This is a genomic window from Eudoraea algarum (assembly GCF_050589645.1).
Lineage (GTDB): Bacteria > Bacteroidota > Bacteroidia > Flavobacteriales > Flavobacteriaceae > JBNGOQ01.
The window spans coordinates 898,511-922,070 of the sequence record NZ_JBNGOQ010000001.1 but is presented as its reverse complement, the minus strand read 5'-3'; the positions used below and the strand labels follow the sequence as shown (position 1 = coordinate 922,070).

The window sequence follows — 23,560 nt, the reverse complement described above, 5'->3', positions numbered from 1 at the left end:
CCTTATTGGGTTTTATAGTTGTACTTGTTCTCGGACAGCAGTTGGCCCTGGGCATCCCGCACATACTGCAAGCGATTAAAGCTGTCGTACTCGTAGGTGGTGGTATACCCCCTGGGGTCGGTAACACTGGTAACCCCCACTTGGGGATCGTAGGTAAAGGTGGTTACCATGGCATTCGCCAAAGTGCGCAGGTCCGTATTCTGAATAGCGGATAATCCTCCGGCGCCCAGTGTAAAGTTGGTCCCAAACTCGGTCAAGGCCTCTATTTGACTATAGCTGGCATTCTCCACCTTGGCCACCGGGTATTCCTCGTTATAGCCCCAGATATAGGTAATCAGGGGTCCATTGGCCTTGGAAACCTCCCTTACATTGCCATTGCTGTAGTAGCTATGGTATTGGATCCGATCATTCAGGTTGCTGCTGCCTTTGCGCGATTGCACGTATTCCGGAAGCACCAGATCACTGCCCCAATTCCTGTAATTGGTCCGCAGATCGCTTTCAGACAAAATAGTGCTGCCCGAATTCCTAAGTGTAGTGCTCACCTGGAGCGGTTCTGCCACCCGGTTTTGATCCTTGAGGTCCTCAATGGCATTGGAGGCTGTAGTGGTGAGGCCGGTGAGCAGTGCCTTGTCGGCCGTAAAATAAGTGCGCGTGGTCACCGAATTGCCCTTGCTGTCCGTGGTGACCGTTTCTATGGGGAAGCTTCTCCCCGTATAGCCGGTTGGGTCGTAATTGTAGGTGGTGGTCGTGGTCACGTCCTCCGAATCGTGATAGTCCTTCACCACCTGTTGGGTCTGGTAAAAACGTTCGCTCAGGTTAGAATAGGGCGTATAGCCACCAAAACAGCCCCTATGGTCAATGACCAGGTTCTCATCCAAGAGGTTTTCCCCAAAGGCGTTGTAGCTGTTGGAGGTCTCCTTGAGCAGCTTATAGGTAGCACCTGTTTTGGCATAGGTCTTTTTCTTCAGGAGCAGGCCACGCCGGTGCGCAAAATCCTGCAGGGGGGTATTGATCCCGAATTCCAGGGAGCCCGTGAAATAGATATTGGTCTGTACGCCCTCCCCGTCATAGACAAAATGGTAGGTATACTCGTTCTTGCCCTCGTTCCCGCCGTCCAAAAGTTCCGTCACATTGGTATAGCAGGTGGTATAGGAACTGCCGTTGGTCAAGGGGAAAACGCTGTTGGAGGACAGCAGGTCCATGGGTCCGGCGGTAGCACCCAGGTCGTTGCAGTAGGGCATATTCTTATAGACATAAGTGGGCGGATTCAATGCGCCCCCGCTGGTGGTGGTGGGATCGCTGAAAAGGGTGTACAGATAGTCTTTTTTTAGCAACTGCGTGTTGTCGCTGTCATAGGAGGTGATGCTTTTTACCCGCAGTCCGCCCCCCGGTACGCCGTTGTCGTATATGGACGACACCGTCTTTCCGAATACCGTAGCGGAAATATCCTGCCGTGGATCCGGGGGAAAAACCCCTGAATTATTGTACAACTTTATTTTTAACTGCAAGGGGCTACTGGGATTAAAAACAATCCCTTGCGAGCTTATCCCGGAGCCACTGGTGTTGGAAATAAGCACATATTGGGAGCCGTCCCATTTGTAGAGCTCGGCCAGGGGACATTCAAATCCGGTTGGATTGGCACAGGTAATAAATTCTACCGACCAGGTGATTCCGGCCACATAAATACTGGGATCGCTTATGGTGATCACCTTTTCAAAAACGGTGGCAGTGGAACCTATGGAACTGAGCCCGTCGATCACCTCGGTCTCCGTTTCGATCAACGGAAAAAAATCAATATTGCCTATGTTCCCAATGGTGTTGGATTCATAGTCGAACTCCGTGTACCCGCCCGTAGGGTAGGTAATCTTGGTAAGCATACAGGCCTTGGCAGAGGTTTCGTCTACCGTACGATCGCCCCCTGGGATGGTGGTGTAGGTAGTACTGCCTGCGCCACCGTTCCATTCGATCTCGGGGTAGAAAAAGGTATTGTTCTTTCCGTTGTAGTAGCCCCAAAAATCCTGGGCATAGGACATCCGGTCCGGCAATATTTTGGAAGTATTATAGGTAAAGGTATATTTCTTATTGGTGGTGCTGCCCACGGTCTGCTGTACGTTCTGTAGATAGAGCCGTTTGCGTCTTTGGTCCAGATCCCCAAAGTTCACCGTACTCAGCTGGGTAGAGGTAAAGTAGCCGTAATTGAGCTTATAGGCATCCACAACATTGTTGGACGCGTCCTTGAGCTTCACATCGGTCAGCGCGTAATCGAACTTCAGATCCGTACGGGAGAGGGTGTACTCAAAGGCGACCGAGCCCCGGTCGTTGGAAACGGAGGTAAGTCGGTGCACCTTGTCCACGTTATAGGTATAGCTGGTGCCAATGGGATTGCTGGAGGTGCCTCCAAGGGTCGGTATCTCCTTGCGCTGGCCTCCCACATTGTAAAAGCTTACGTTGGCATGGGTATAGCTAAAGGAGGTAAGCTCCTTGTCGTGCGTTTCTATATCCATGAGCTTCCAGGAGGTAGTGTAATCTTCCATGGACTGGGGCGGATCGGGGAGGGTGCTCCCGTTGATGCCGTAGGTCGTGGAAAGATCCTTTGCTTCCCGGAGTCCATCCTTGGACTTGCCAAAATGATAGATGGTACCGTCCACGTTCGTTATTTGAAAGCCCAAGATCTTGCCACTTCCGTTAAATTCGGGAACTATCTTTAGATCGGTCTTGGGATGGCAGACCACGGTCTCGTCCTGCTTAAAGAAGAACTTGCCACTTTGTCCCTGGAAGTTGTAGTGATAGATGTCCGATTCAAAGTCGTATTCATCGTGGAAGCCGTCGATCCAGTAGAGTTTGTCGGTGGGCGTCCCGGCCAGAAATCCCGGTACGGTCACGGTGGGGTTCAAAAAGCCGGTGACGTAATCGTCCGGTATGCCCCGTACGCTTCTGCTGATGGAGCCGCCTGCCATGAGGGTCCACCCCAAACCAGTTCTGGAGGCAATTTCATTGACACGAAAGCCGGAGGCATGGTAACTGAGGCTTACGGGCACTTGGGTACTTCTGCCCGAGAGTTGTACCAGGGGCACCGAGATATTGGGCACCCCGGTATGGTAGCCCACGGGAATGTCCCCGTATTTTCCCAGCGAGGCCACTTCGGGATTGGCCGGGATGATCTTGGGCAGTTCCTGCCCATAGCTGTTGACTAGCCCCAAAAGGAGGAGCATAAGGATCGTCTTTTTCATTTTATAAGCGTTTTAAGTTCATCGATTTGTTCTTGCAGGTCTTGGTGCTGCGATTGGAGTGCCTTGAATTGTATTTCCAAGGTTTTGTATGTTTCAAGCTGTTGCTGTTGGGCTATGGTGTAAAGGGTGAGCTCCTCGATTTTTTCAAGCAGTTTCATATTCATAATCCCTAGTTCTACCCCATTCTCCTCCATTTCCGCAGCGGAAGGGATATTCGGTAGGTGGCCATTTTCTTTGATGTATTGTTGGGTTTCCTTAAGGGTACGTAGATCGTAATCCTCCTTAAACACAAAGTCTGGTCCCGGTACGGAAAGATCCACCTTGACCTCCTCCGCGTGGATCTTACCCTTTACAGTGAGTTTGGAATCAGGGGTTGCAGTACCGATGCCGACATTGCCTCCATTTAAGAACGAGTTACCATTGGAACTAATCGTAAACTTCTGGACAAAAGAGGTATTCCTTCCAGTAATATAACCATCGTACTGGCCGTTCAAGGCTATCTTATAACTGCTACCTTTTTGGACTGTAATGACATCTTGGGCCCTCAGAGATCCATTGACATCCAATTTACTCACCGGACTTAAGGTGCCGATACCCACATTACCGGAAGCAGGGAAGGTATTCGTTTGGGCCAAACCGAGGAACGGCAGGCAGCATAGTAGTAAAAGCAATTTTTTCATTTCTGTCCTGTTTTAAGTTGTTTTATTTCTTTTTGCATCACCTTGATTTGATCCTGTTGTTGAATGATATAGAGGGTGAACTCCTCGATCTTCTCCAGGAGTTTCATATTCATAATCCCTAGTTGCACCCCATTCTCCTCCATTTCCGAAGCGGAGGGAACGTTGGGGAGATGGCCATGTTCTTTGATGTATTGTTGTAATTCTTCTAAAGTGCGTAGGTTGTAATCCTCTTTGAATACATAATCCGGGCCGGGTACGGAAAGATCTACTTTTACCTCCTCGGCGTGGATATTCCCCTTTACGGTGAGTTTGGCATCTGGGGCAGTAGTGCCGATGCCAACATTCCCCGAATTATTTACTATAAGCTTGTACCCCGCCCCCGGCGTATTGTTATGCGGTGTTTTAAAGCCTACAAAACCAGTTGAACCATTATAATATGAGGAGATATCCGAGTGGAAAAGTGATCCGGATGCATTTTTGGAACGTAGTCTGATAGAAGCTTCCCTGCTAGGTTCGTCATTTTCTATACGAATACCATTATAGCTATCACCATTCACCGTTAAAATGGCATTTGAAGTACCTGAAGTCCCGATACCCACATTGCCTGATGACGACAGAACAAACTGTCCTGTATTTTCTCCATTAGTGGATAGTGGTATAAAGCCCTATATCATTCCCCAAATTGTCGAAATTTCGCTTAATACCATGTGCAGAATTGCCAAAATAAAATCCTCCTCCCGTATTCGATGAAGTTCCAATTGTTATTACAGGATTTGCATCTCTAATTTCCAAAACAGTGGTAGGGTTGATTGTCCCTATTCCCACATTACCGGAAGTGGGAAAGGTATTGGTCTGCGCCAAAAGCACATGGGGTATGGCAAATGTCAAAAAGAGTAGTTTTCTCATGGTTTATCTATTAAAAGTTGTTCTATTTTTTTAAGGCGTTTTTCCAAAAGCATCAGCTGTGCTGTCTTTTCCTGTAACTCTTTTTGCTGGGCTATGGTGTAGAGCATAAGCTCCTCGATCTTCTCCAAGAGTTTCATGTTCATTGTGCCAAGTTCCACCCCAGTTTCCTCCATTTCCGCAGCGGATGGGATGTTGGGCAGGTGGCCATTTTCCTTGATGTATTGTTGTAATTCTTCTAAAGTGCGTAGATTGTAATCCTCTTTGAATACATAATCCGGGCCGGGTACGGAAAGGTCTACCTTGACCTCCTCGGCGTGGATATTCCCCTTTACGGTGAGTTTGGCATCTGGGGCAGTAGTGCCGATACCGACAAAACCACTGTTTTCCTTCAGCACAAATTTTGGTGCGGCATCCATGGTTAAACCATGGGAAATAGCAAAGGCATTGTCATTATCCATGACGCCGATGGACCATTTCGAATCCACCTCACTCCCTTCCCAAAAGCTGATATAGGCATCGCCAGGACCTGTTTCACCATTTCCGACGAGGTAGAGCTGACCTTGACTTTGTTCCCCCGCTTCTCCTTTGATCTGAAGTTTCCCGGTCGGATTGGTCGTACCAATACCCACATATCCGGTGACATCTTTGACCACCAGTTTGGGGTCCGCATCCATGGTTAGCCCATAGGAAATACTGAAAGCGTTGTTGCTGTCATTTACCCCCATGGACCATTTAGAATTGACCTCCGAACCCTCCCAAAAACTGATATAGGCATCGCCCGGGCCCATTTCTCCATTCCCCACCAAATGCAATTGCCCCTGTGATTGCTCGCCCGGGTTACCAATAATTTCAAGTTTTCCCGACGGACTAATGGTGCCGATACCAATATTGCCCGAGCTTAAAATATGCATTCCCAAAAGGGAGGCGTGTGGGCTTGTGCCATGCGCCAGGTAAATTCGCTCCTGCGTGGTACTAACACCGTACAACCCTACTCCACCCCATTTGGTGGCTCCCGTGGGGTTGTAAAAATGGCCTCCTCGGGCCCAACCTCCGGTCGTAGTCGGGATTTGGAAACGAACGCTACGTCCGTCTAGAATAACATCAGAACTGGCGGGGTACTGGTTCTGTGCGAACCCAATTTGAACGGCAACAAGCAAGAAAAGTAAGAGGCCTATGCCATAATGGCCGGTTTTAGTGTTGTGTGTTTTCATACTTATTTTGTTTAAGTAGTTCTATTTGTTGTTGTTGATTTTCATTTTCCCTTTTTAAGGCGATTACATATAAGGTCAACTCTTCGATCTTCTCCAACAGTTTCATGTTCATCATGCCCAGTTCCACCCCGTTTTCCTCCATTTCCGCAGCGGAAGGGATATTCGGCAGATGGCCATATTCCTTGATGTATTGCTGGGTTTCTTCCAGGGTACGTAGATCGTAATCCTCTTTGAACACATAGTCTGGCCCCGGTACGGAAAGGTCTACCTTGACCTCCTCGGCATGGATTTTGCCTTTTACGGTGAGTTTGGAGTCCGGGGCAGTAGTGCCAATGCCAACGTTGCCACCATTAAACCAGCTGTTTCCATTGGAATGAATAAGAAACTTGTTTTCTACCGCATCGTTTCTTCCGTAAATGTACCCATGGGCATCCCCGTTCAGTGCAATCCTGTAACTACCGCCCTTATTGACCACAATATGGCCAGTTGCCTTTATATTCCCATTTACATCGAGTTTCCCTATCGGATTCGATTTTCCAATACCCACATTGCCATCCAACAGCGTCATTGTCTCGATCACAGCGGAATTGAATGTATTAAATTGCAATCCCGTATGCAGCGAACTATTTCCCCTTCTAATCAATATTTCTGCAAATCTGGAATCTACATCGGTGACGAATTTCAAACCAGAGGCATGAGCAGCATTGTTGGTCGAGGTCCCGCTTTTAATCAGTAGTTTTCCATTCTGTAGATGAATTTTTTCCAGAGGTGAGGTGGTACCAACGCCTACATTGCCCGAAGAGGGAAAGGTATTCTGGGCGATCGTTTGAAGTCCGGCTAATGCAGACAGTGTAAATAGGAAGAGTTTTGTTTTCATGGGTTTTCATTTAATAGTTTTTCAATTAGAGCATACTGACGCTGAAGTTCGAGCTCTAGGAAATCGACCTTGGCGTTTACAGTTTTTAGGTGTTTTATCGTTGTTCCAAACAGGTCACAACTAGGTCAGGCCCCCTTACAAAGTGCAAGGTGGACGGTGTTCGTTGTCGTTAAAGTGGGAGTTATAACTTCCCTACGGAAGCGATGATCTATAGGGCTATAAATAGGCTTAAAAGCCTGTGAAAGACTCTCAAGTTGGTTTGATCAATGGGGCTTCGTTAACTACCCCTTAAGGTAAAAATAAAATGATCCTTTACCAAACTTTTCTGTATAAATTTATAGTTAAAATACTACAAAATGGAATTTATGGTACGTGTAAACCAAATTAAGGAAAAAGAACTACGGTTCCAGGGTATTGTTATAGGCCTTCACCCAGGCTACCAACTGTATATCGTCTCTCTTTGTGGCTTTTATACGCTCTTGGAGCATTGGCGCATCTGGGAAAAACGCTTCCGGGTTTTGACGTAATTCTTTAATATCTACATAGGTCAACGCCTCCGGTTCCTTTTCCAGATAAAACTCACTCACAAACCACGTGCTAAGGTTTTCGCCGGGAATGTTTCCCAACTGTTTTGAGGAATATAGGTAGAGTGAAATAGGCGTCCCGTCTACCAATAATCGCATGAGGCTTTTATCTCCACGCCTATCTTTAAGTGAACGGTACACAATCGTATCGTTGACCACCACCTTTTTAAGGTTTCCAGGATATAACCACATCTTTTTTTTGTCCTTAAAGAGTTTAAATCCTCCAGACATGCTATCGCCAATATTATACCGCTTTATATAACCGGTAAATTCCGTACCGCTTTGTGTGGTTACGGTACATTTTGCTTTTTTCTGGGCTACGAGGGTTGCTGGCCCAAGCATTAGAAAAAACAGAAACCCTACAAATGCTCTTTTCATGATATCCTTATTTAAAACCGATAACCCAGACCCAATTTCACCAAGTCGATTTGCTTGTTGAAATCATTATCCGCAAGGCTGCCAAAGGTGTCTATTTTTATATAATCGTATTGAGCCATTACAAAAAGCCCTTTAAACACATCAAAAGAAATTGCCGCGTTTGCGTTTGGGCCCTCGGAATTGTCTCGCACCTTTTCTGTTTGGCCAGGTCCCAGGGCATTTTCGGTACGGAAAGAGGTAAAGGTGTAACCGCCACCCACTTGCACCCTTAGTCTACCCACATGTAGTTCCCCAAAAACCCTGGGCTGTATAAAACGGGCATTGATGTCTGGCTGCACCGTAAAATTCTCGTTTTCAAACTCGTAAAAACTGGCATTTACCGAAGCTCCCAAATTAAAAAACTCGGTCGTAAAAAAACGGTATTGTGCCCCAAGGTCTATAATGCCCTTATAGTTTTCGTTGACAAAATTGTCCCCAATGGGAATGGGGAAGGAAAGCGCACCCGAAAATTTTCCTTTTTGGGCCAACCCAAATAGGGTACAGCTTAGGGTTATGGCCAGAATGCATATTTTTCTCATTGGTAGGTCTTAATAGTTATACTGTAAAATTACATCCTCAATTTTCACGCTTACCCCTGTATTTCCTATAAAGCTTAATGTAAAAAGTTGAGCTATACTTTGGGGCCTCTTTATTTAATAAGGTCTCTATAAACCATACTTCGGTTCTATATAATTCCCTTGCCGTTTAATGTTAAAAAATCATATGAGGCACGGAGAACATCTTTTTAGCAACTATTTGTTACCACCAGCGTGGACGCTGGCGGTAGCGGGGAACATTTCCGCGCCATCGGGGGTCCCACAACCCTAGTTCAAAGGCCTCCTTGCCCGTTTCGGGGGAACAACTTTAATATATCTCTCTCCAAGTATTCTCTATACTCGGAAACCATTTCATCAAAGGAATAAAAATCCTCAATATTACATTCTGCCTTTGTCTTGCCTGTACTGTCCTGAATATGGTATTCTATTTGGTTATAGTATAAATATGCCTCAAAAGAATAGGAGAGAATACTAAATTTGAGCCTTAATCCCAATATCTCTTTATCTCTCCAATTTCCATGATTACCAAGAATTTTAAACGTTTCTGTTTCAATATTCTCAGTTCCGTAATCAGAAAAAAGCTCCTTAATTACTTCTAATGCATTTAGTTGAAGAACATTGAATTTTTCTTCATAGCTTTCTATATCTATCATGAAAATTATTAATTCTTTATTTTAGGTATTGGCCCTAAATCAATATTAAAAAAGTGATTTTTCCTTTTTCCATAAGTCGCCCTGAAAACCTGTCTACCTTTATCTGTGGAAAGCCCTATTCTTAAGTATCTATTTGACCCTACCCAAGGATGGTAATATTTAAGGTAATTTCCAAAATATCCAATCGTATGTATTTTAAATGCAGTATAACTAATCCTTGGGGCTTTTATACTTAGCCTTACTGCACTCAAGGCAGATCCACCTGCTAAACTAAAAGCAATATCAGGTGAATTATAACCCGCAGCATAAGACCAATCATAAAGTGTCATGCTGGACACGTTATCATAAATCCTATTTCCCAAGAACCCTTCTAAATCGCCAAAACTATCTGAAGCTACATAATCATTGTAAAGTTGTCCTGTCGAATTTATGGTGTTTGCCACACCTTGAAGCGTTCTATCCGCTGGGCTTTCTATCCAAGCTGCAAAATCCTTCCCTCTCTGTGTCAGGCCTTCATTGAAACCTCCTGTAATGTCATAGTAAGATCTAGCAGCTATATCAGCGATATTTATTTTACCAGAACCACCAAAAAGTTTCCCGATATTACTTAAATAGTCATGTGAAGCCGAATTCGTCCCAACCCAAGTAAAGCCATCAATACTTGCGCTTGTATTGTGCCATTCCAATTCACCTGTTGTGTCGTTGATATACCAGTCTTCACCACCATCAGGATCCACCCGAGAAAGGGGGTTATTGCCCATTCCTAGATATGGGGAAGCATACTGCCCAGCAGGATCCGTAGTTAGCCATCTTCCTATCCTGCCATCCCACAATCTAAGCTCAAAGGCCTCCTTCCCGGTCTCCGGATCCTTTTCCTGGCCCTGGAAAGCATAGCGGTAGGTATTGGCATCGATACTATTGCGGTTGGGCATGGGCATCCCAAAGGGATAGTAATCGTTGTAACTTTGGTTGCTGGTACTGCTCCCGTTTTTTTGGAAGACCGCCCTAACATTGCCCAAATGGTCCGTAAGTTGATAGACATTGACACCCCCGCTCCGCAGGTGTATCCCAAGCCTATTGGTCCCATAAATGAGCTGTTCCTGTAGGGTGCTACCATTATAAACCGACATAATACTGCCTGCCGCATCCCTAACGTAATAAGTGGTGCCGGTTAAGGTACCACTGCCGTTATAGCTTTGTTTCTTGACCCTGTGGTTCCGATCGTTGTAAAAGAACTTGACTAAAGATACGTTGTTTTTCTTTACCTCGGTGACCAGTCCGCTGGCATTGTAAAAATAGGTCAAGCTCTCGCCGGTGTTGGTAATCAATTGCCCAATCTTGTTATAGACATAGTTGTTACCGCTCTGATCTCCGATGTCATCGGCACCTGAGACGTCACCGGCCGCATCATCTACCCGCAACAACTGGTTGGGGCCGTCCTGAGGTGTGGTCTTGTAGGTGTAGGTAAGATCGTCCATGGCATTGCCGCCACTGGCATCCTTGTTCCGCTTTAAGTTCTGGATGTTGCCATTGGCATCATAGGAAATACCGGTAACATCATAGTCGCCAGCGCCCAATTCTTCCAACTGTCCCACAATTTTTGTCGCAAAGGTACTCCCTCCCTGCGCATGGAAGCCCGGTAGTAGCGTAATGCTGTTCCCTGCCTCCAATGTCGTATTGCTGCCATTGGCATAAACCAAAGTGCTGGTCAGGTCCTCCTGTGCCGGTTCGTCCCCGTTGGCCACCCGACCAAAATTGGCCTGGGCAAGCCAATTGTTCCTGTCATAAGCAAAGGCATAGGTGCTCTGTTTACCGCTCACGGCATATAACGGGCTGTTCCATCGAATGCCCTTGATATTGCCGTTTAACTGATCGGTCCCATATCCCGGGGTCGTGATATTATCCGTGCTCTTTCGGGCATAGTCGCTCTGGTTATAGTCCAGTTGCATCCCAAACAGATCATTGCTATCCCCTCCAGGGTCGTCAGCCGCACTTAAGCTGGGGTGGTTAATACTCTTTAGCTGCCCGGCCAGGTTATAGACATAGTCCACCCCTTGGGCTCCCCCGGCCATTTCGGTCCGTTTTAAAGCTCCTGTTTCATAATACTCGTATTCGGCATGGGTGGTATAGCTGCTCCCATTGATGGAGGTTTCTACCTTGGTCAATTGATCGGCCGTATTATAAGTATAGCGGTGAATAAATTGCTCGTTGGAAACGCCCTGCTGGTAAATGACCTTAGTAACGAGACCGGTGATGGGATCGTACTCATAGTCTACCGTTTTGGTGCCCAACCCCTGTATTTCCTGCACCAGCCATTCTACACGACCGTAAATGTCGTAGCTGTACCAGGTTTCGCTCTGGTCATTGGCGGTATAGGCCACATTTCCGGCTGAAAAGTCGAGCGCGGGATAGGACGATTGGCGAGATCCCAAATTATAGGTCTGTGCGGTTTCATCGTATTCCGTATGATGCAACTCGCTCCGGGTACCCGAGACCATACCGCTATCCGGGTCGGCCGAACTAAAGCCGCTATTCTGCACCACCCCACTTTCTATAGGGCGACCAAAACTGTCGTAATTGGTATAGGAGAATCGTCCGGCATCCTTTTGCACGCTGTTCTGGGAATAACGGATTTGCCCATCATTTCTGTACTTAAACCAGGCCTCTCCCTCATCCGGACTCTTGGTATAGGTCAACTGCCCCAGGGTATTGTACTGATATTCCGTCTTGGGCTTGGTGGCCTTGGTGGTGCCAAGGGGCTGGTAGCTTGCTATAAGCCTTCCGGACCGATCATATTCGTTGAGGCTATAGTCATAGTAGTTTTCCTTATAATTAACGGTCACCGGATTGGCCGTATCGTAATTGTCCGGATCATTTACCGCCACCCGGTAAAACCCATTGGGCAAGCCCGTGGAAGGGCTCACCGTAGACTCCGTTATCAAATTGTATGTGGTTATGGTGTTGCCGTTGGTGGTCACCGTAAAGCCCATACTGCTACCCTGGGGCACATGGATGTCCACAAAGCCCTGTTCGTAGATATCAATGCTCATACTCCTGGCCGTGGTGCCTCCGCTACGTGCGGAGGCCAAGGGGCGCCCATCGCTATCGGCAAACACCACATTTTCATTGCCATGGGCATCCCTGCTAACGGTCTTATGTATTCTATAATCCGCTGCGGCGTACTTGCTTTCCCCAAATGCCACTGTTTGGGCCAACTCCTGGCCTGCACGCATGGTAAAGGCGTAGGCCTGCGGCCATTGTCCGTTTACTTTGTTCCCACCAATCGTTTTCAATGGCGTTCCCGGGTTTAATGAACTAAATATAGTACGGGAAAAGGGGTAGGAGGTGATATCCATATAACTGTTGCCCGGGTGGTCATTGTTGTCATTGGACGTACTGTAGTAGTTTCCCAGGGTATTGGAAGCCGTGCCCACCGTGCTTGGGTTATCTGGGTTCGCTTCAAAATCGGCCACCGAATAGGTGCTATTTCCCGCATCCCGTATAAAACTGCTCCGGTATCCAAAGGTAGTTCCCACCGGGGCACCCAAAGTGGAAAGTGCTGCCCTCCCTTGATAATCATACAGGGTTTGGGAGGCCCATATCTTGTTCGTCAAAATATCCTTGGTCTGCACCTGTTGTACCTTCCCCAATTCATCGAAGAAAGAGACACTTCTGCTTTTTACTGTGCCGTTCACATCAAAACTTTCCAAACTGCTCCAGTTGCTTGTAGAGGGAAGTGCATCAAAGGCATCCTGGGCATAGGTCGATAGGCCGCAAAACGCAATCAGCAAGCCCGTGGTCAAAATTTGTAATCCGAAGTTTTTTAGCTGTTTTTTCATGGTTGTATTTTTAGAATGAGCTTACACTTACTGATGTAGAAACGGTACCGCAATTTCCAGGTTTCTGAATACTTAAACTTGTGGAGCCCGAACCACCAGCGGCGGAATTTACGCTCAAGGTACAGCTCACCGAGCCCGAGCCCGGGAAAACCCCGGCATTTACATTGGATACGCTGCTTCCGTTATTAGGGAGAGTTGAACTTACCCCATTTACCGATACGGATCCGTTGAATCCTGCGTTGGACCCTCCTGTGGAAGCCGAGTAAATAATGGGATCCCCTGGGGTTCCATTGAGGGTGACCGTCTTGACCCCAGCTCCATTGTCCGACGCATTGGTAAAGGTATAGGAGGTTGATACCGAAACATTGGTAGTAAAGGATTGGGAACTATTTAGGGTCAATGTAATGGTCTTATTGCCAGCGCTGCTGTACGAATGCGACAGCGTAGATGGCGGATTGTTGCTTCCACTCTGCGAATTGCCATCCCCAAAGTTCACATTCCAGCTTGTTACCCCTCCATATCCGGTAATATCAAAATTGATGGTACATGCCGTGGTCGCCGTGGTCCTATCGGGAGTTATGCTACCCGAGAGGTTGCTACAGGTGCCCGTACTTCCATTTTTGTACTGGAGTTTGTTGCTTGTAACGATTTTAAATCCACCGGTAATACCGGTCTGATCTACCACCTCTATATAAGTACTGCACAATTGCCCCCCTTCATTGTAGATGTATTGCGTTGCCAGATTATTGGCCCCAAGGATATGGGTAAGTTCGTCCCATTCGTTGTACACATAGGAACTCATGGAAGATTGCACCGGATGGATCCTAAAATCATCGTAGTAAAGGGTGCCCGAGTTGGCCCTTACGTAGATGGTCTTATTTGAGGAACTTAAATCCACATAGTGGTTCAACAGCACCCAATCCCCTGCGATGATTTTTTCACCGTTAAAGGATTTTAGGCTGTTTCCGTCGTAGACCCTTGCGTTGGTATGGTTATCCTTGGAGGCCCAGACAGAAATCTTGTATTTTCCTGTTCGATGCCCGGACATGGTGGTCTTAAACCCTTGGTCACTGGTGACCTTAATCGCGTACTGGCCCGTATGCGCCCGATCCGTAGTTCGTCCTACATCATCTATACCGCCATCGAAGGTGGTCCCATCCAAATGTTCCGCACCGCTATAGTGCATTTCCGAGAGGGGGGCATTGGCAGCGGCAATAATCTTGGTATGTGCATCGCCCATACGGGTAGCCGCCTTGTTTCCGTTGATATCTTCCACCTCCAAAATCATGGAATAGCGATCATACGCATTGATTTGTGAAACCAGTTTCCAATCGGTCGGTTGGGAGCTTGCCGTGGTACTCCAGTTAAATCCATCATAGTCCCCTGAAAAACTGGTATAGAAACCATTGCTATCACTGGTACCGTCCCAAGTATACGTTTTGTGTTTTCGCCATACCTTGGTGGTACTTCCTCCATTACTAGGGTTATAGGTCCAAGGGTTCCAGGTATTGATTCCGGCACCCATTAACTTATAGGTACCGTTATCCTTGATATAGGTTTTGTTCATTGCGTCTTGCGTCAACATATTTTTATAAGTGCTATTGGTAATCTTACTGCCCATCTCGGCGTAGCGCGTGTAAGCGGGGATGGTCTCCGTCCTAAATTCAGTACCATCGCTCTGCAATGTGGTAGTTTGAAGTAGCTGACCCGAATAGGAATCATGTTCGTCAAAATAAGTGGTGCTGGTAAAACCTCCCTGTATTACCGTGGTGCTCAATAAGGCACTGGAATATATGGTTCGTGAGGAACTGTTCACATACCATTTATCGGTTATGGAACCACTGGCATAATCCAATATCTTATACTGTTGAAACGATTCCCGAACGACCCCGTGGGGGGCATTGTCCGGCAAGGCATAATTGTTAATGGTCTTGCTCAGCAATTGACCATAACTATTATAGCTGGCTGTTGATAAAAGTTGTCCCAAACATGCCGTATTGTCCTTTATGTTTATTTCGCTTACCGAGACAGAGGCATTGGCCCCGGGATTGCTAAATATATCGTCGTCCTTATCAATCTGCAGGATGTCCCCAAAAGCAACGGTTCCGCTTTTTTCCGGAAGTGTTTTAAATACGTACTGCGTATAGCCCAAAGAGGTGTTGTTTGTCCCAAAAGCTGTGGTCCTCACGTGGGAATACATGGGAATGGGTGCCGGAAGCTCCATCCCATAGGGCACTTCATTGTCGGCATAGGGTCCGAAAGGGATGAAGGATACGATACCCGATGTGGTACTGGTGCCTGGAACATTGTAATCGTATTCCGTTTTGTACGAATTGACACCATCCGTGGTGGTCAGGGATTTTACCCGTGTACCGGTGGAAAAGGTATCCCCGGACATGCTGACCCTGGTATAGGTATTGTTAAAGGTAATAGAGGAACAATCCGTACCATAGGATACGGAACTTATAGAGGTGGGATTTCCATTCAATTGCAATTTTATTTTCTGCGGATTGATGACCTGTATTACTTTGGCCGTACCGTCATATACATCCATGGAGTAGGGGTCGGGATCCGAGGGGGTTGCCCCGTCACTGCAACTGGTCACCTTTCTATGTGTTACCGGAAGATTATCGTTAAGTCCAATACCGAAATTGGAAAAATCCACATTTGCGGTAACTTCAAAGGTGTTGTTGGCATCCAAACTTCGTGTGGTCGAAAAACTAATGTTTTGTGATATAGCGGACGAAAAGGTATCTTCCTCGTAATCCACCGTAATTTTACCTCCAGTAGGCATGGTAATCTCATTGAGGCTCCATTGATCTGGATCAAATTTGTCATAGCCCCATTCGTCCTTATCGGCCAGGGTGTACGGTTTGTTGATATAGGCAAAGGTGTACGGGGGCATCAGTTGATTGTCTCCCTTGCCTTTAAAGGCCACATTTTTTAAGGTCAGCCGTCCCGAAGCCGAGGTGTAAGGCGCTCCTGAAGCCAGGCTATAATCGTAGGCAAATGAAACAACTTTAACAGCTTTGCTTTTTAAGATACCCCAATCGTTTCCATCCTTAGCATCCAGGACATTATCTTGCCTACTACACTTTACGTATTTAAAACCGCCACCATCCGAAACTTGGTCAAACCAATCAATGGAATAGGTGGTGTTTGCAGTTGGTGTTGAACTTAAATTCGTGGTATTGGTCCTGGAGATCGTTCCCAGGTCCGTATTCTTGAGTAGAAGGATCTCTTTAAGCCGCAACAGGCTTTGCTCTTTGAGGTTGAAGGTCCGTAAGGCCGTATTTTTATCTTTCCTGTGCCTATAGGTCAATTGTTTTCCTCTACTATCCAATCGCTCCTCTTTTACAAAAAGCGCCGTATGCGTCCGGGTAAATACCTTATCCAGATAGTACACTTCCTTTCGTCCCCAGGAATAGTTTTTTATCTCGTCATTTAGACCGCTCTCTTCAAACTCTTCGCCATGTGGATTGTACCAGATATAACCATCGGTCCATTGTCCGTAGTCAAAGGCCACCCAATACCCATAGTCCGAATCATCTGGTTTTTGATTGTTGTTCATATCCACAAAATCCGGACCTGTAACCGCAGTGAGTAACCAGTGCGTGGCATATTTTTTTAGCTGGCGCTTTTCATAAAAAGCATCATCCTCATTGGTGTATTGGGAATCCATCCCGTACTGTCTTGCCACAATCTCGTGGTTATGTACCGGTATGGTATAATGATAGGTCTTTCCATCCGGGGCCACCACCTTAAAAGCGCCAATTCCGTCAGGTTCGTACACAGTGCTACTGTAAACCGGTATATTGGAAACGGTCTTTAAAAGACCCTGATTAAACGGTGTGCCCGCAGCAAGCTCCGCGTTGGTATAATACTCCACATACCTTCCGGTTGTCCTACGGGATAGGGAAGCACTTGCCGTAGACGTCAGGTAATTGAAGATAAGGGAACTGTTCGCAGAACTGCCGTGAAAATCCTTTTGGGTCTGTAACCAGGTGGAAGTGTAGTCATTATCAAACTGAAAATCGGGCAACAAAGTGAACTCCGTTGCGGTAGCATAGGAGGTGCCAGCGCTGGGCAGTTCGTGTCTCAGCTCATAGTCCACCGTAGGAAAACTGTTCTCCACTTTTTTGTTGAGCCCAATTAATGCTCCGTTTTTTTGATGCCGGGGGGTTATGGAACCTCCGATACCCTGGCCCGTAACCCGGTAGCCATCGTAATTGGGATATACCGCATTGCTGCTATTGCTATTATAGGTGGTAGAGGTACCTACCCCATAGATATCCGAAGTAGCATGAACACTGGAACTATTTTGATTTAAGGCCGTTCTGTTATTCTTAAAATACAGGGTGCCGTTAACAATGTTATGCTCCAAATTATCCAAAGATACCGTGGTCTTTTGCTTTCCGAAACTAAATGACAAAATACCTCCAGGCAAGGGAATAAAAACGGGAATGTTATAACCGCTTTGTTTTACATTATAATCATTTGATGATACCGAATGTGAAAATGAAGATACGTTTGCTCCAGTTCCTAGGCCTTTGACCTTTCCCGAGACACCAACACCGTTCGAGGAAAAATTTACACCAACGCTGCTCTTTTTACCCCTCTCTCCAACAGAATATGCCGCATTTGCGGAAACATCACCACTCCAGCTCGAACTTACTGTTAAATCAACAGATTGGTTAGGAATCAAGCTGCCAAACCCATAGCCACCTCCCAATCCGATCCCATTGGTGCCAACACTGCCTCCCAAAGAAAAGCCACTTTTTCCCAAACCTACATTTGCACTTAATGAAGCGCCCGTTGTCCCAAGGTTTACTCCAACATTTCCTCCTTCAAAACCGGCGCCCAGACTTACCGAACCTCCAAAAGCGCGAGTGTCCCCCCAAGCTAGGTTAAGTCCAACGGATGCTCCCCCGGTGGAAGTAAAACTAATGCTCGCGGAGTAGTCGGTATAAGTAGTCCCCTTATTATAAAAATACTCTCTAAAAGTGCCCTGGTCCCAATCATCAGGGTAGCCATTTACAGAACGGGTAATGGCCCCAGGGTTCACGTTCCAGCCCAAACCGGTCCAGGACGCCTCCTGATCTATGGCAATCCCAGCGTGGTACGCCAGGGACAAGGGATAACCACCTTCCGGAGAGGGTACATTCATTAGGGGCAATACATAACTCAAATCGCCCGTGGCCAGGTTGACCATATCCGTGGCATCCACAGGCTCAAAACTTGACGCTTCGGGCGCCGTGGGGCCATTGTTAGATGCATAAAGCATGTTAACGGGCAATAAACTGGGTAAAAAGGCCAGGGTAAGGCACACGGCCATTACTTTGTGGGAGAACTTGGTTTTTGTCTTGTGCGATTTCATATGTCGGTTCTTTTAATCGTTGTTTTATTCAAATTTCAGTTTAGGTTCCGTTCGTATGGGATCGGTGGGGATCTTAAACCCTACTTCCCCGGTAGCAAAACCGATGTCATCTATGGTAAAATGGAAGAAATCGTTGCTCAGGAGGCGTCCGTCCCTGGGGTAGACCAGGAGAAGTTGGGTACTTTGTCCCATACCATACATTCGCGGATAGATGTAGTCAGCCATGGGAATCGTATCCCGGGTCTTGCTTATTAAATGTACCTTTTCGGACATACCAAAGGCCAACTGGTTTACCATGGCCCCAAATTCGTTCCGGTTACCCGCTTTTGCGCTCAACAGTTCCTGATTGTCAATGCCCAGGGAAAGGTTAAAATAGAGGTAATCCCCGTACTTGTTCCTCAGGCTATCCACCTTTTCTTTATTAATATCTTCTCCCAGGGCCTGATTGATCAAAACATCGGTGGGCCTATAGCTTAGGGTATAATCCACACCTTTCACCTTCTTATGTTGTGTATATCCATTTTCCGTATCCCTAACATGTGCCCAGAGTTCCTTTTCGGTATCGAAGGTTTTTTGCCCACACGAAAACAGGGCAACCATGCCCATAACACCTAAAAAAAGACGGGTATATGAAAATATTGGTTCCATGCTATTTTCCATTAAATTCTGCGTTAAGTCCTTCCAATACGTCTTGGGTGAGATCCGAAACGTCCTGGGCATACATAATGTTGCCACTGCCCTCGGCCCCAAAAATGATGCGGTATCCCTTGCGTTTACCGTATTCCTTGACATAGGTATTGATATCATTGACGACGGTTTGCGTCATTTTTTGATCTTCTTCCTGTATCTGCTTCTGAATGGCCTGCTGGTAATTGTTCAATTGCTGTTGTTTGTTCTGTAGGAGTTGTTGTTTGAGTTCCAGTTCTTTTTGGGTCATGGTACTCCGCTCCTTTTCGTAGGCTTTGAGCTCATCTTGCCAATTCACTAAAAGGCTGTCTACATTCGCTTTTAGCGTACTGGCTTTTTTATTAAAGGCTTCGCGCTCCACTTCGGTGCGGGCATAGCCGTCCACTAACTTTTTGATATCTACATAAACCAGGTCCGACTCAGAACTCGTGTAAAAAATAGCGGCAATACTTGCTACCAAAGCGATAATTGAAAGTAGAAGTGTTAATTTATTCATAGGATTCTTCTTGGTTTTTATTGTTTATTCTTCAGTTGGCTTTGTTTCATAATTTGTGATTAGCTGTTCCAACTTTAACAGTCTAGCTTCCAAATTTTGGTTGATCTTCTTTTGCTGTACAAGTTTAGCTTCCTGGTGTATGGTGTAGAGCATAAGCTCCTCAATTTTCTCCAGCAGCTTCATATTCATAAGCCCTAGTTTTAATCCATCCCTCTCCATTTCCTCAGCAGAAGGGATATTCGGCAGATGGCCATATTCCTTGATGTATTGTTGGGTTTCCTCCAGCGTACGGAGGTCGTAATCTTCCTTAAAGACATAGTCTGGTGCTGGTACGGAAAGGTCTACCTTGACCTCCTCGGCATGGATTTTGCCTTTTACCGTGAGTTTGGCGTCTGGAGCCGTGGTGCCGACGCCCACGTTTCCAGTTGAGGTAATCCGCATTCGCTCGCTTGAACCTGTTCCAAAAACCAACTTGCCCTGGGCATTGCCTGCTATTATATTTAAGCCACCAAGATCATTCCCGGTTAACAAGGTTGAATTCGGTAAACTATAATTTCCCCATGTGGGTGCATAGCCACCGGCATAATGAGCCAAATAGCCATAATCGCCTCCTGTGAAATCTCCTCCCAGTAAAATGACAGTACGGGAGTTGGAACCGGTATTTGGATTAATCAGATATGCCCCTGTCGTACCATTGACATCTTTATTTATTTCAAGGGCAACGGCAGGCTGGGTGGTTCCTATACCGACATTGCCATTTTGTAGAATTCTCATTTTTTCTGTTGGTAATCCATCATCGCCGGTCCCTTTTGTCTTGAAAACCATATCTGCTTTCCCATAGGAACCTACATTGTCAATCGTGATTTCCGCATTTATCCTGGTTCCGGTTCCTGTAGAACTGCTAAAACCGTCCAATCCGGACCATTTAATCGAAGATTGCCATCCACTGCCGTTGGACCCATCTCCAAAAAGGACTAGATTTCCCTTACCATCACCGGTAGAACCGGAAACGAAGGGTCCGTAGTTGACATAAAGGTCATTTTCGATACTCGCCGTTGTATGGGTTTGCGCTTGCAACCCTAAGGTGCACATCACAACTATTTGAATCATGAACATTATTTTTTTCATTTTCTTTGGTTTTTGATTTCTTGTAATTCTTTTTTAATTGCTTTTATCTGTTGTTCATTGCTTGCTTTCAAATCAATGATATAGAGTGTCAACTCCTCGATCTTCTCCAAGAGTTTCATGTTCATCACACCGAGTTCCACCCCATTTTCTTCCATTTCTTTGGCAGAAGGGATGTTCGGCAGGTGGCCATGTTCCTTGATGTATTGTTGAACCTCTGCTAAGGTGCGCAGCTCGTAATCGTCCTTGAATACGTAGTCCGGGCCGGGCACGGAAAGGTCTACCTTAACCTCCTCTGCGTGGATATTCCCTTTTACGGTGAGTTTGGCATCCGGGATTTTGGTCCCGATCCCTACATTATCCGTTTGGGTGTTGATGACGAACGTATTCCATTTCTCTGTGCCCGAATACAAGGTTCCGATTCCAAAAATATTATGGCCCAAAGTATTGGAGTCAAACCCCATGTTGACGCCCACAAGGGACCCGTCCTGTCTCAATTGGATCATGGGATTGTCATATTCGTCATTATTGTCGGTATCCGCTTCCAATCGCAGAACAGCGTCCCCAGATGTGCCCGTGGAAATATGCAATCTACCTTGCGGAGCGGTCGTTCCAATTCCCACGTCGCCATCTTTATTGATTACCATATCACTGCTATGGTTATTTACCCTGAAATGCATGATATCATACAGATGATAATACTGTATTCCTGCAACAAAATCGTCTTCGGAATCAGCAAAGCCGTAATAGCCATTTACCGTGTTTGGGGTAAGTATGGAAATCATCGCATTACCGCTATTCTCTGATGTTACGCCTGAAAAACCATGTGGTGTCCCCCCGGAGGATCCATTATAAATATGAAGCGTGGATGCTGGACTCGTTGTGCCCACACCTGCGTTCCCTGTAGTTGGAAAAGTATTGGTCTGTGCCCAACACAGTACAGGGAAGCACGCCAATAGAAATACTAATTTTTTCATTTTTTGTTGTTTTTTAGTTCGTCGATTTCTTTTTTTAACGCAATCATGTGCAAGGTTAATTCTTCAATCTTCTCCAACAACCTCATGTTCATCACGCCCAGTTCCACCCCATTTTTCTCCATTTCCTTAGCGGAAGGGATGTTGGGCAGATGGCCATGTTCTTTGATGTATTGCTGGGTTTCTTCCAGGGTACGGAGGTCATAGCCTTCTTTAAAAACATAGTCCGGGCCGGGTACGGAAAGATCTACCTTGACCTCCTCCGCATGGATCTTGCCTTTTACGGTGAGTTTGGCATCTGGGGAAGTGGTGCCGATACCTATCTGCCCATTTTTGTGAAAGGTGAACATGGAAGCATTGTCCGTATGACCAATGAACAGACGGTTCGCATTAGCTTCCAGATCAAAACGCCATACTTTTCCTCCCCGCTCCAGTCCTATGGCCGCACCCCCGGCAGGGTCCTTAATATGTAATTTGTACAAAGGGCTTCCATCCCCCAGCATAAGCTCTCCATTTTTCAGAATGAAATCGCCCCCTGTCTTGAACAAATAGTTAATATTCCCGTCCTGTTTGATTTTAAGGCCATCACTCTCAATTTGCAGATGGTAAATCTGATCTGGACTGTAATGCGTATCCTTAAGGGTAAGCAGATTAGACCTCCAAGTGCTGGTTTCTATGGTAAGGCTTGCGTCAGAAATGGAAGCGTCGCCTGTTGTGGGGAAGTTGTTCTGTGCATAGGCCCCAACACTACACAAACCTAATGCGATTCCTAAAAGATATTGTTTTGGTACCATTGTAATTGGTTTTTATTTGTTTTCGTTTTGGAGTTCCTCGATACTTCTGGCCTGATGGGCCAATTGTTTTCTTTGTTCTTCTGTCTGCTCGCTCAATTGCTTTATGATTTTGTCTTGCTGCAACAAATACAGTGTAAGCTCCTCTATCTTTTCCAACAGTTTCATGTTCATCAGCCCCAGTTCCATGCCGTTTTCTTCCATTTCTTCCGCGGAGGGTATGTTGGGCAAATGGCCATGTTCTTTGATGTATTGCTGGGTTTCTTCCAGGGTACGGAGGTCGTAATCGTCCTTGAACACGTAGTCCGGTCCCGGTACGGAAAGGTCTACCTTTACCTCCTCTGCATGGATCTTGCCCTTGACTGTGAGTTTGGAATCTGGGGCGGAGGTCCCGATTCCAATTCTACCATTTGTCTTCAATGAAAGCACTGGACTGGACCAGGAAGTCCCGTTTAGGGAAGGATAAAAACTAAGTGCGTAATTTTCCGATGAGCCTCGTGTAGAAGCCACCCACGAGAGTCTATTGTTATTTTTAAGAACAAAATCTGTTGGCTGGTCCAAAAGGGATTCTAGTATTAGAGTCCCTCTATTGGTCATATCCTTGACATATAGAGATGCATTGGACGTATAGTGAGCCCCTGTAGATCGAATCTCCAGTTTGGAGGTAGGATTACTTGCACTGATACCAACATTTCCATTGTCCTGATTAAACCACATAACCGGTGAGTAGACCCCTTGGTAAAATCGCCATAGGGCAAGGTCATATTGTTCGCTCGCATTTCGGGTACCCAGCTCCCATTTTACCACGCCGTTAGACCGGAATTCCATGGGGACTTTGTTGGCGGTATTTGCATCATTTAGAATAAGTTTTGGCCCGTATAAGCTTGGCTCAATGGTTACTGTCTCTGAGTGGGTTATTTGGCCATGGGTGTTCATAGCCCATAAAAAACACGTAAACAATACCATTATGGTTACTTTCCACTTTTTCATTCTTTGTTGTTTTTTTATTAATCGAGTCCTTTTATACAAAACCAAAGAGTCAACTAGACTGTTCGTTCTATTTTTAACCATAGGAACACCTTGGTGCCAATCGCCAAGCTCCATCCATCTTAAAACCAATAGCCATTAAACAATACCATTACCGCAATGCCAACGT

At 46.2% G+C, this 23,560-nt stretch carries 17 protein-coding genes; all 17 read right to left on the bottom strand.

The annotated features are described in order from the left end of the window. Positions 1–2: 2 nt before the first annotated feature. The 17 genes from ACRD67_RS04230 to ACRD67_RS04150 all read right to left on the bottom strand — a co-directional run bounded on the left by ACRD67_RS04230 (position 3) and on the right by ACRD67_RS04150 (position 23,394). Positions 3–3,230, bottom strand: coding sequence for an RHS repeat domain-containing protein (locus tag ACRD67_RS04230; protein ID WP_430965790.1), 3,228 nt, complete (start codon positions 3,228–3,230; stop codon positions 3–5). Continuing rightward, positions 3,227–3,910 carry a hypothetical protein gene (locus ACRD67_RS04225; RefSeq protein ID WP_430965789.1) on the bottom strand — a complete coding sequence of 228 codons (684 nt, stop codon included), beginning with the start codon at positions 3,908–3,910 and terminating at the stop codon, positions 3,227–3,229. The genes ACRD67_RS04230 and ACRD67_RS04225 overlap by 4 nt, the downstream gene beginning before the upstream one ends. Further along, positions 3,907–4,467 carry a hypothetical protein gene (locus ACRD67_RS04220; protein WP_430965788.1) on the bottom strand — a complete coding sequence of 187 codons (561 nt, stop codon included), beginning with the start codon at positions 4,465–4,467 and terminating at the stop codon, positions 3,907–3,909. The genes ACRD67_RS04225 and ACRD67_RS04220 overlap by 4 nt, the downstream gene beginning before the upstream one ends. An 85-nt stretch (positions 4,468–4,552) precedes the next feature. Then, on the bottom strand, positions 4,553–4,816 hold the full coding sequence (locus ACRD67_RS04215) for a hypothetical protein (protein WP_430965787.1): 264 nt from the start codon (positions 4,814–4,816) through the stop codon (positions 4,553–4,555). Further along, entirely contained in the window at positions 4,813–6,027 is a 1,215-nt protein-coding gene (locus tag ACRD67_RS04210) for a tail fiber protein (RefSeq protein WP_430965786.1), read from the bottom strand. The genes ACRD67_RS04215 and ACRD67_RS04210 overlap by 4 nt, the downstream gene beginning before the upstream one ends. Further along, positions 6,008–6,904, bottom strand: a complete 897-nt coding sequence (locus tag ACRD67_RS04205; protein WP_430965785.1) for a hypothetical protein — start codon at positions 6,902–6,904, stop codon at positions 6,008–6,010. The genes ACRD67_RS04210 and ACRD67_RS04205 overlap by 20 nt, the downstream gene beginning before the upstream one ends. Before the next feature lie 398 nt (positions 6,905–7,302). Then, positions 7,303–7,866, bottom strand: a complete 564-nt coding sequence (locus ACRD67_RS04200; protein WP_430965784.1) for a hypothetical protein — start codon at positions 7,864–7,866, stop codon at positions 7,303–7,305. 11 nt (positions 7,867–7,877) lie between these two features. Continuing rightward, positions 7,878–8,444, bottom strand: coding sequence for an outer membrane protein (locus ACRD67_RS04195; protein ID WP_430965783.1), 567 nt, complete (start codon positions 8,442–8,444; stop codon positions 7,878–7,880). 290 nt (positions 8,445–8,734) lie between these two features. Continuing rightward, positions 8,735–9,115: a hypothetical protein gene (locus ACRD67_RS04190; protein WP_430965782.1), complete on the bottom strand. Its 381-nt coding sequence runs from the start codon at positions 9,113–9,115 to the stop codon at positions 8,735–8,737. Positions 9,116–9,123: 8 nt separating this feature from the next. Next, a complete protein-coding gene (locus tag ACRD67_RS04185; protein ID WP_430965781.1) occupies positions 9,124–12,954 on the bottom strand; it encodes an RHS repeat domain-containing protein in 3,831 nt (1,276 codons plus the stop codon). A 10-nt stretch (positions 12,955–12,964) separates the two neighbouring features. After that, complete coding sequence (locus tag ACRD67_RS04180; protein WP_430965780.1) at positions 12,965–18,331, bottom strand: PKD domain-containing protein; 5,367 nt, start codon at positions 18,329–18,331, stop codon at positions 12,965–12,967. 24 nt (positions 18,332–18,355) lie between these two features. After that, positions 18,356–18,979 (bottom strand): hypothetical protein, encoded by a 624-nt coding sequence (locus tag ACRD67_RS04175; protein WP_430965779.1) that lies wholly within the window; start codon positions 18,977–18,979, stop codon positions 18,356–18,358. Position 18,980: 1 nt separating this feature from the next. Beyond that, the gene (locus tag ACRD67_RS04170) at positions 18,981–19,514 is read right to left on the bottom strand and encodes an OmpH/Skp family outer membrane protein (RefSeq protein ID WP_430965778.1); all 534 of its coding nucleotides are present in this window, start codon (positions 19,512–19,514) and stop codon (positions 18,981–18,983) included. A gap of 24 nt (positions 19,515–19,538) precedes the next feature. Then, positions 19,539–20,642: a hypothetical protein gene (locus ACRD67_RS04165; protein ID WP_430965777.1), complete on the bottom strand. Its 1,104-nt coding sequence runs from the start codon at positions 20,640–20,642 to the stop codon at positions 19,539–19,541. Further along, the gene (locus tag ACRD67_RS04160; RefSeq protein ID WP_430965776.1) at positions 20,639–21,616 is read right to left on the bottom strand and encodes a hypothetical protein; all 978 of its coding nucleotides are present in this window, start codon (positions 21,614–21,616) and stop codon (positions 20,639–20,641) included. The genes ACRD67_RS04165 and ACRD67_RS04160 overlap by 4 nt, the downstream gene beginning before the upstream one ends. After that, on the bottom strand, positions 21,613–22,407 hold the full coding sequence (locus tag ACRD67_RS04155; RefSeq protein ID WP_430965775.1) for a helicase associated domain-containing protein: 795 nt from the start codon (positions 22,405–22,407) through the stop codon (positions 21,613–21,615). Before ACRD67_RS04155 ends, ACRD67_RS04160 begins: the two co-directional genes overlap by 4 nt. Before the next feature lie 12 nt (positions 22,408–22,419). After that, on the bottom strand, positions 22,420–23,394 hold the full coding sequence (locus ACRD67_RS04150; RefSeq protein WP_430965774.1) for a hypothetical protein: 975 nt from the start codon (positions 23,392–23,394) through the stop codon (positions 22,420–22,422). Positions 23,395–23,560: the final 166 nt, after the last annotated feature.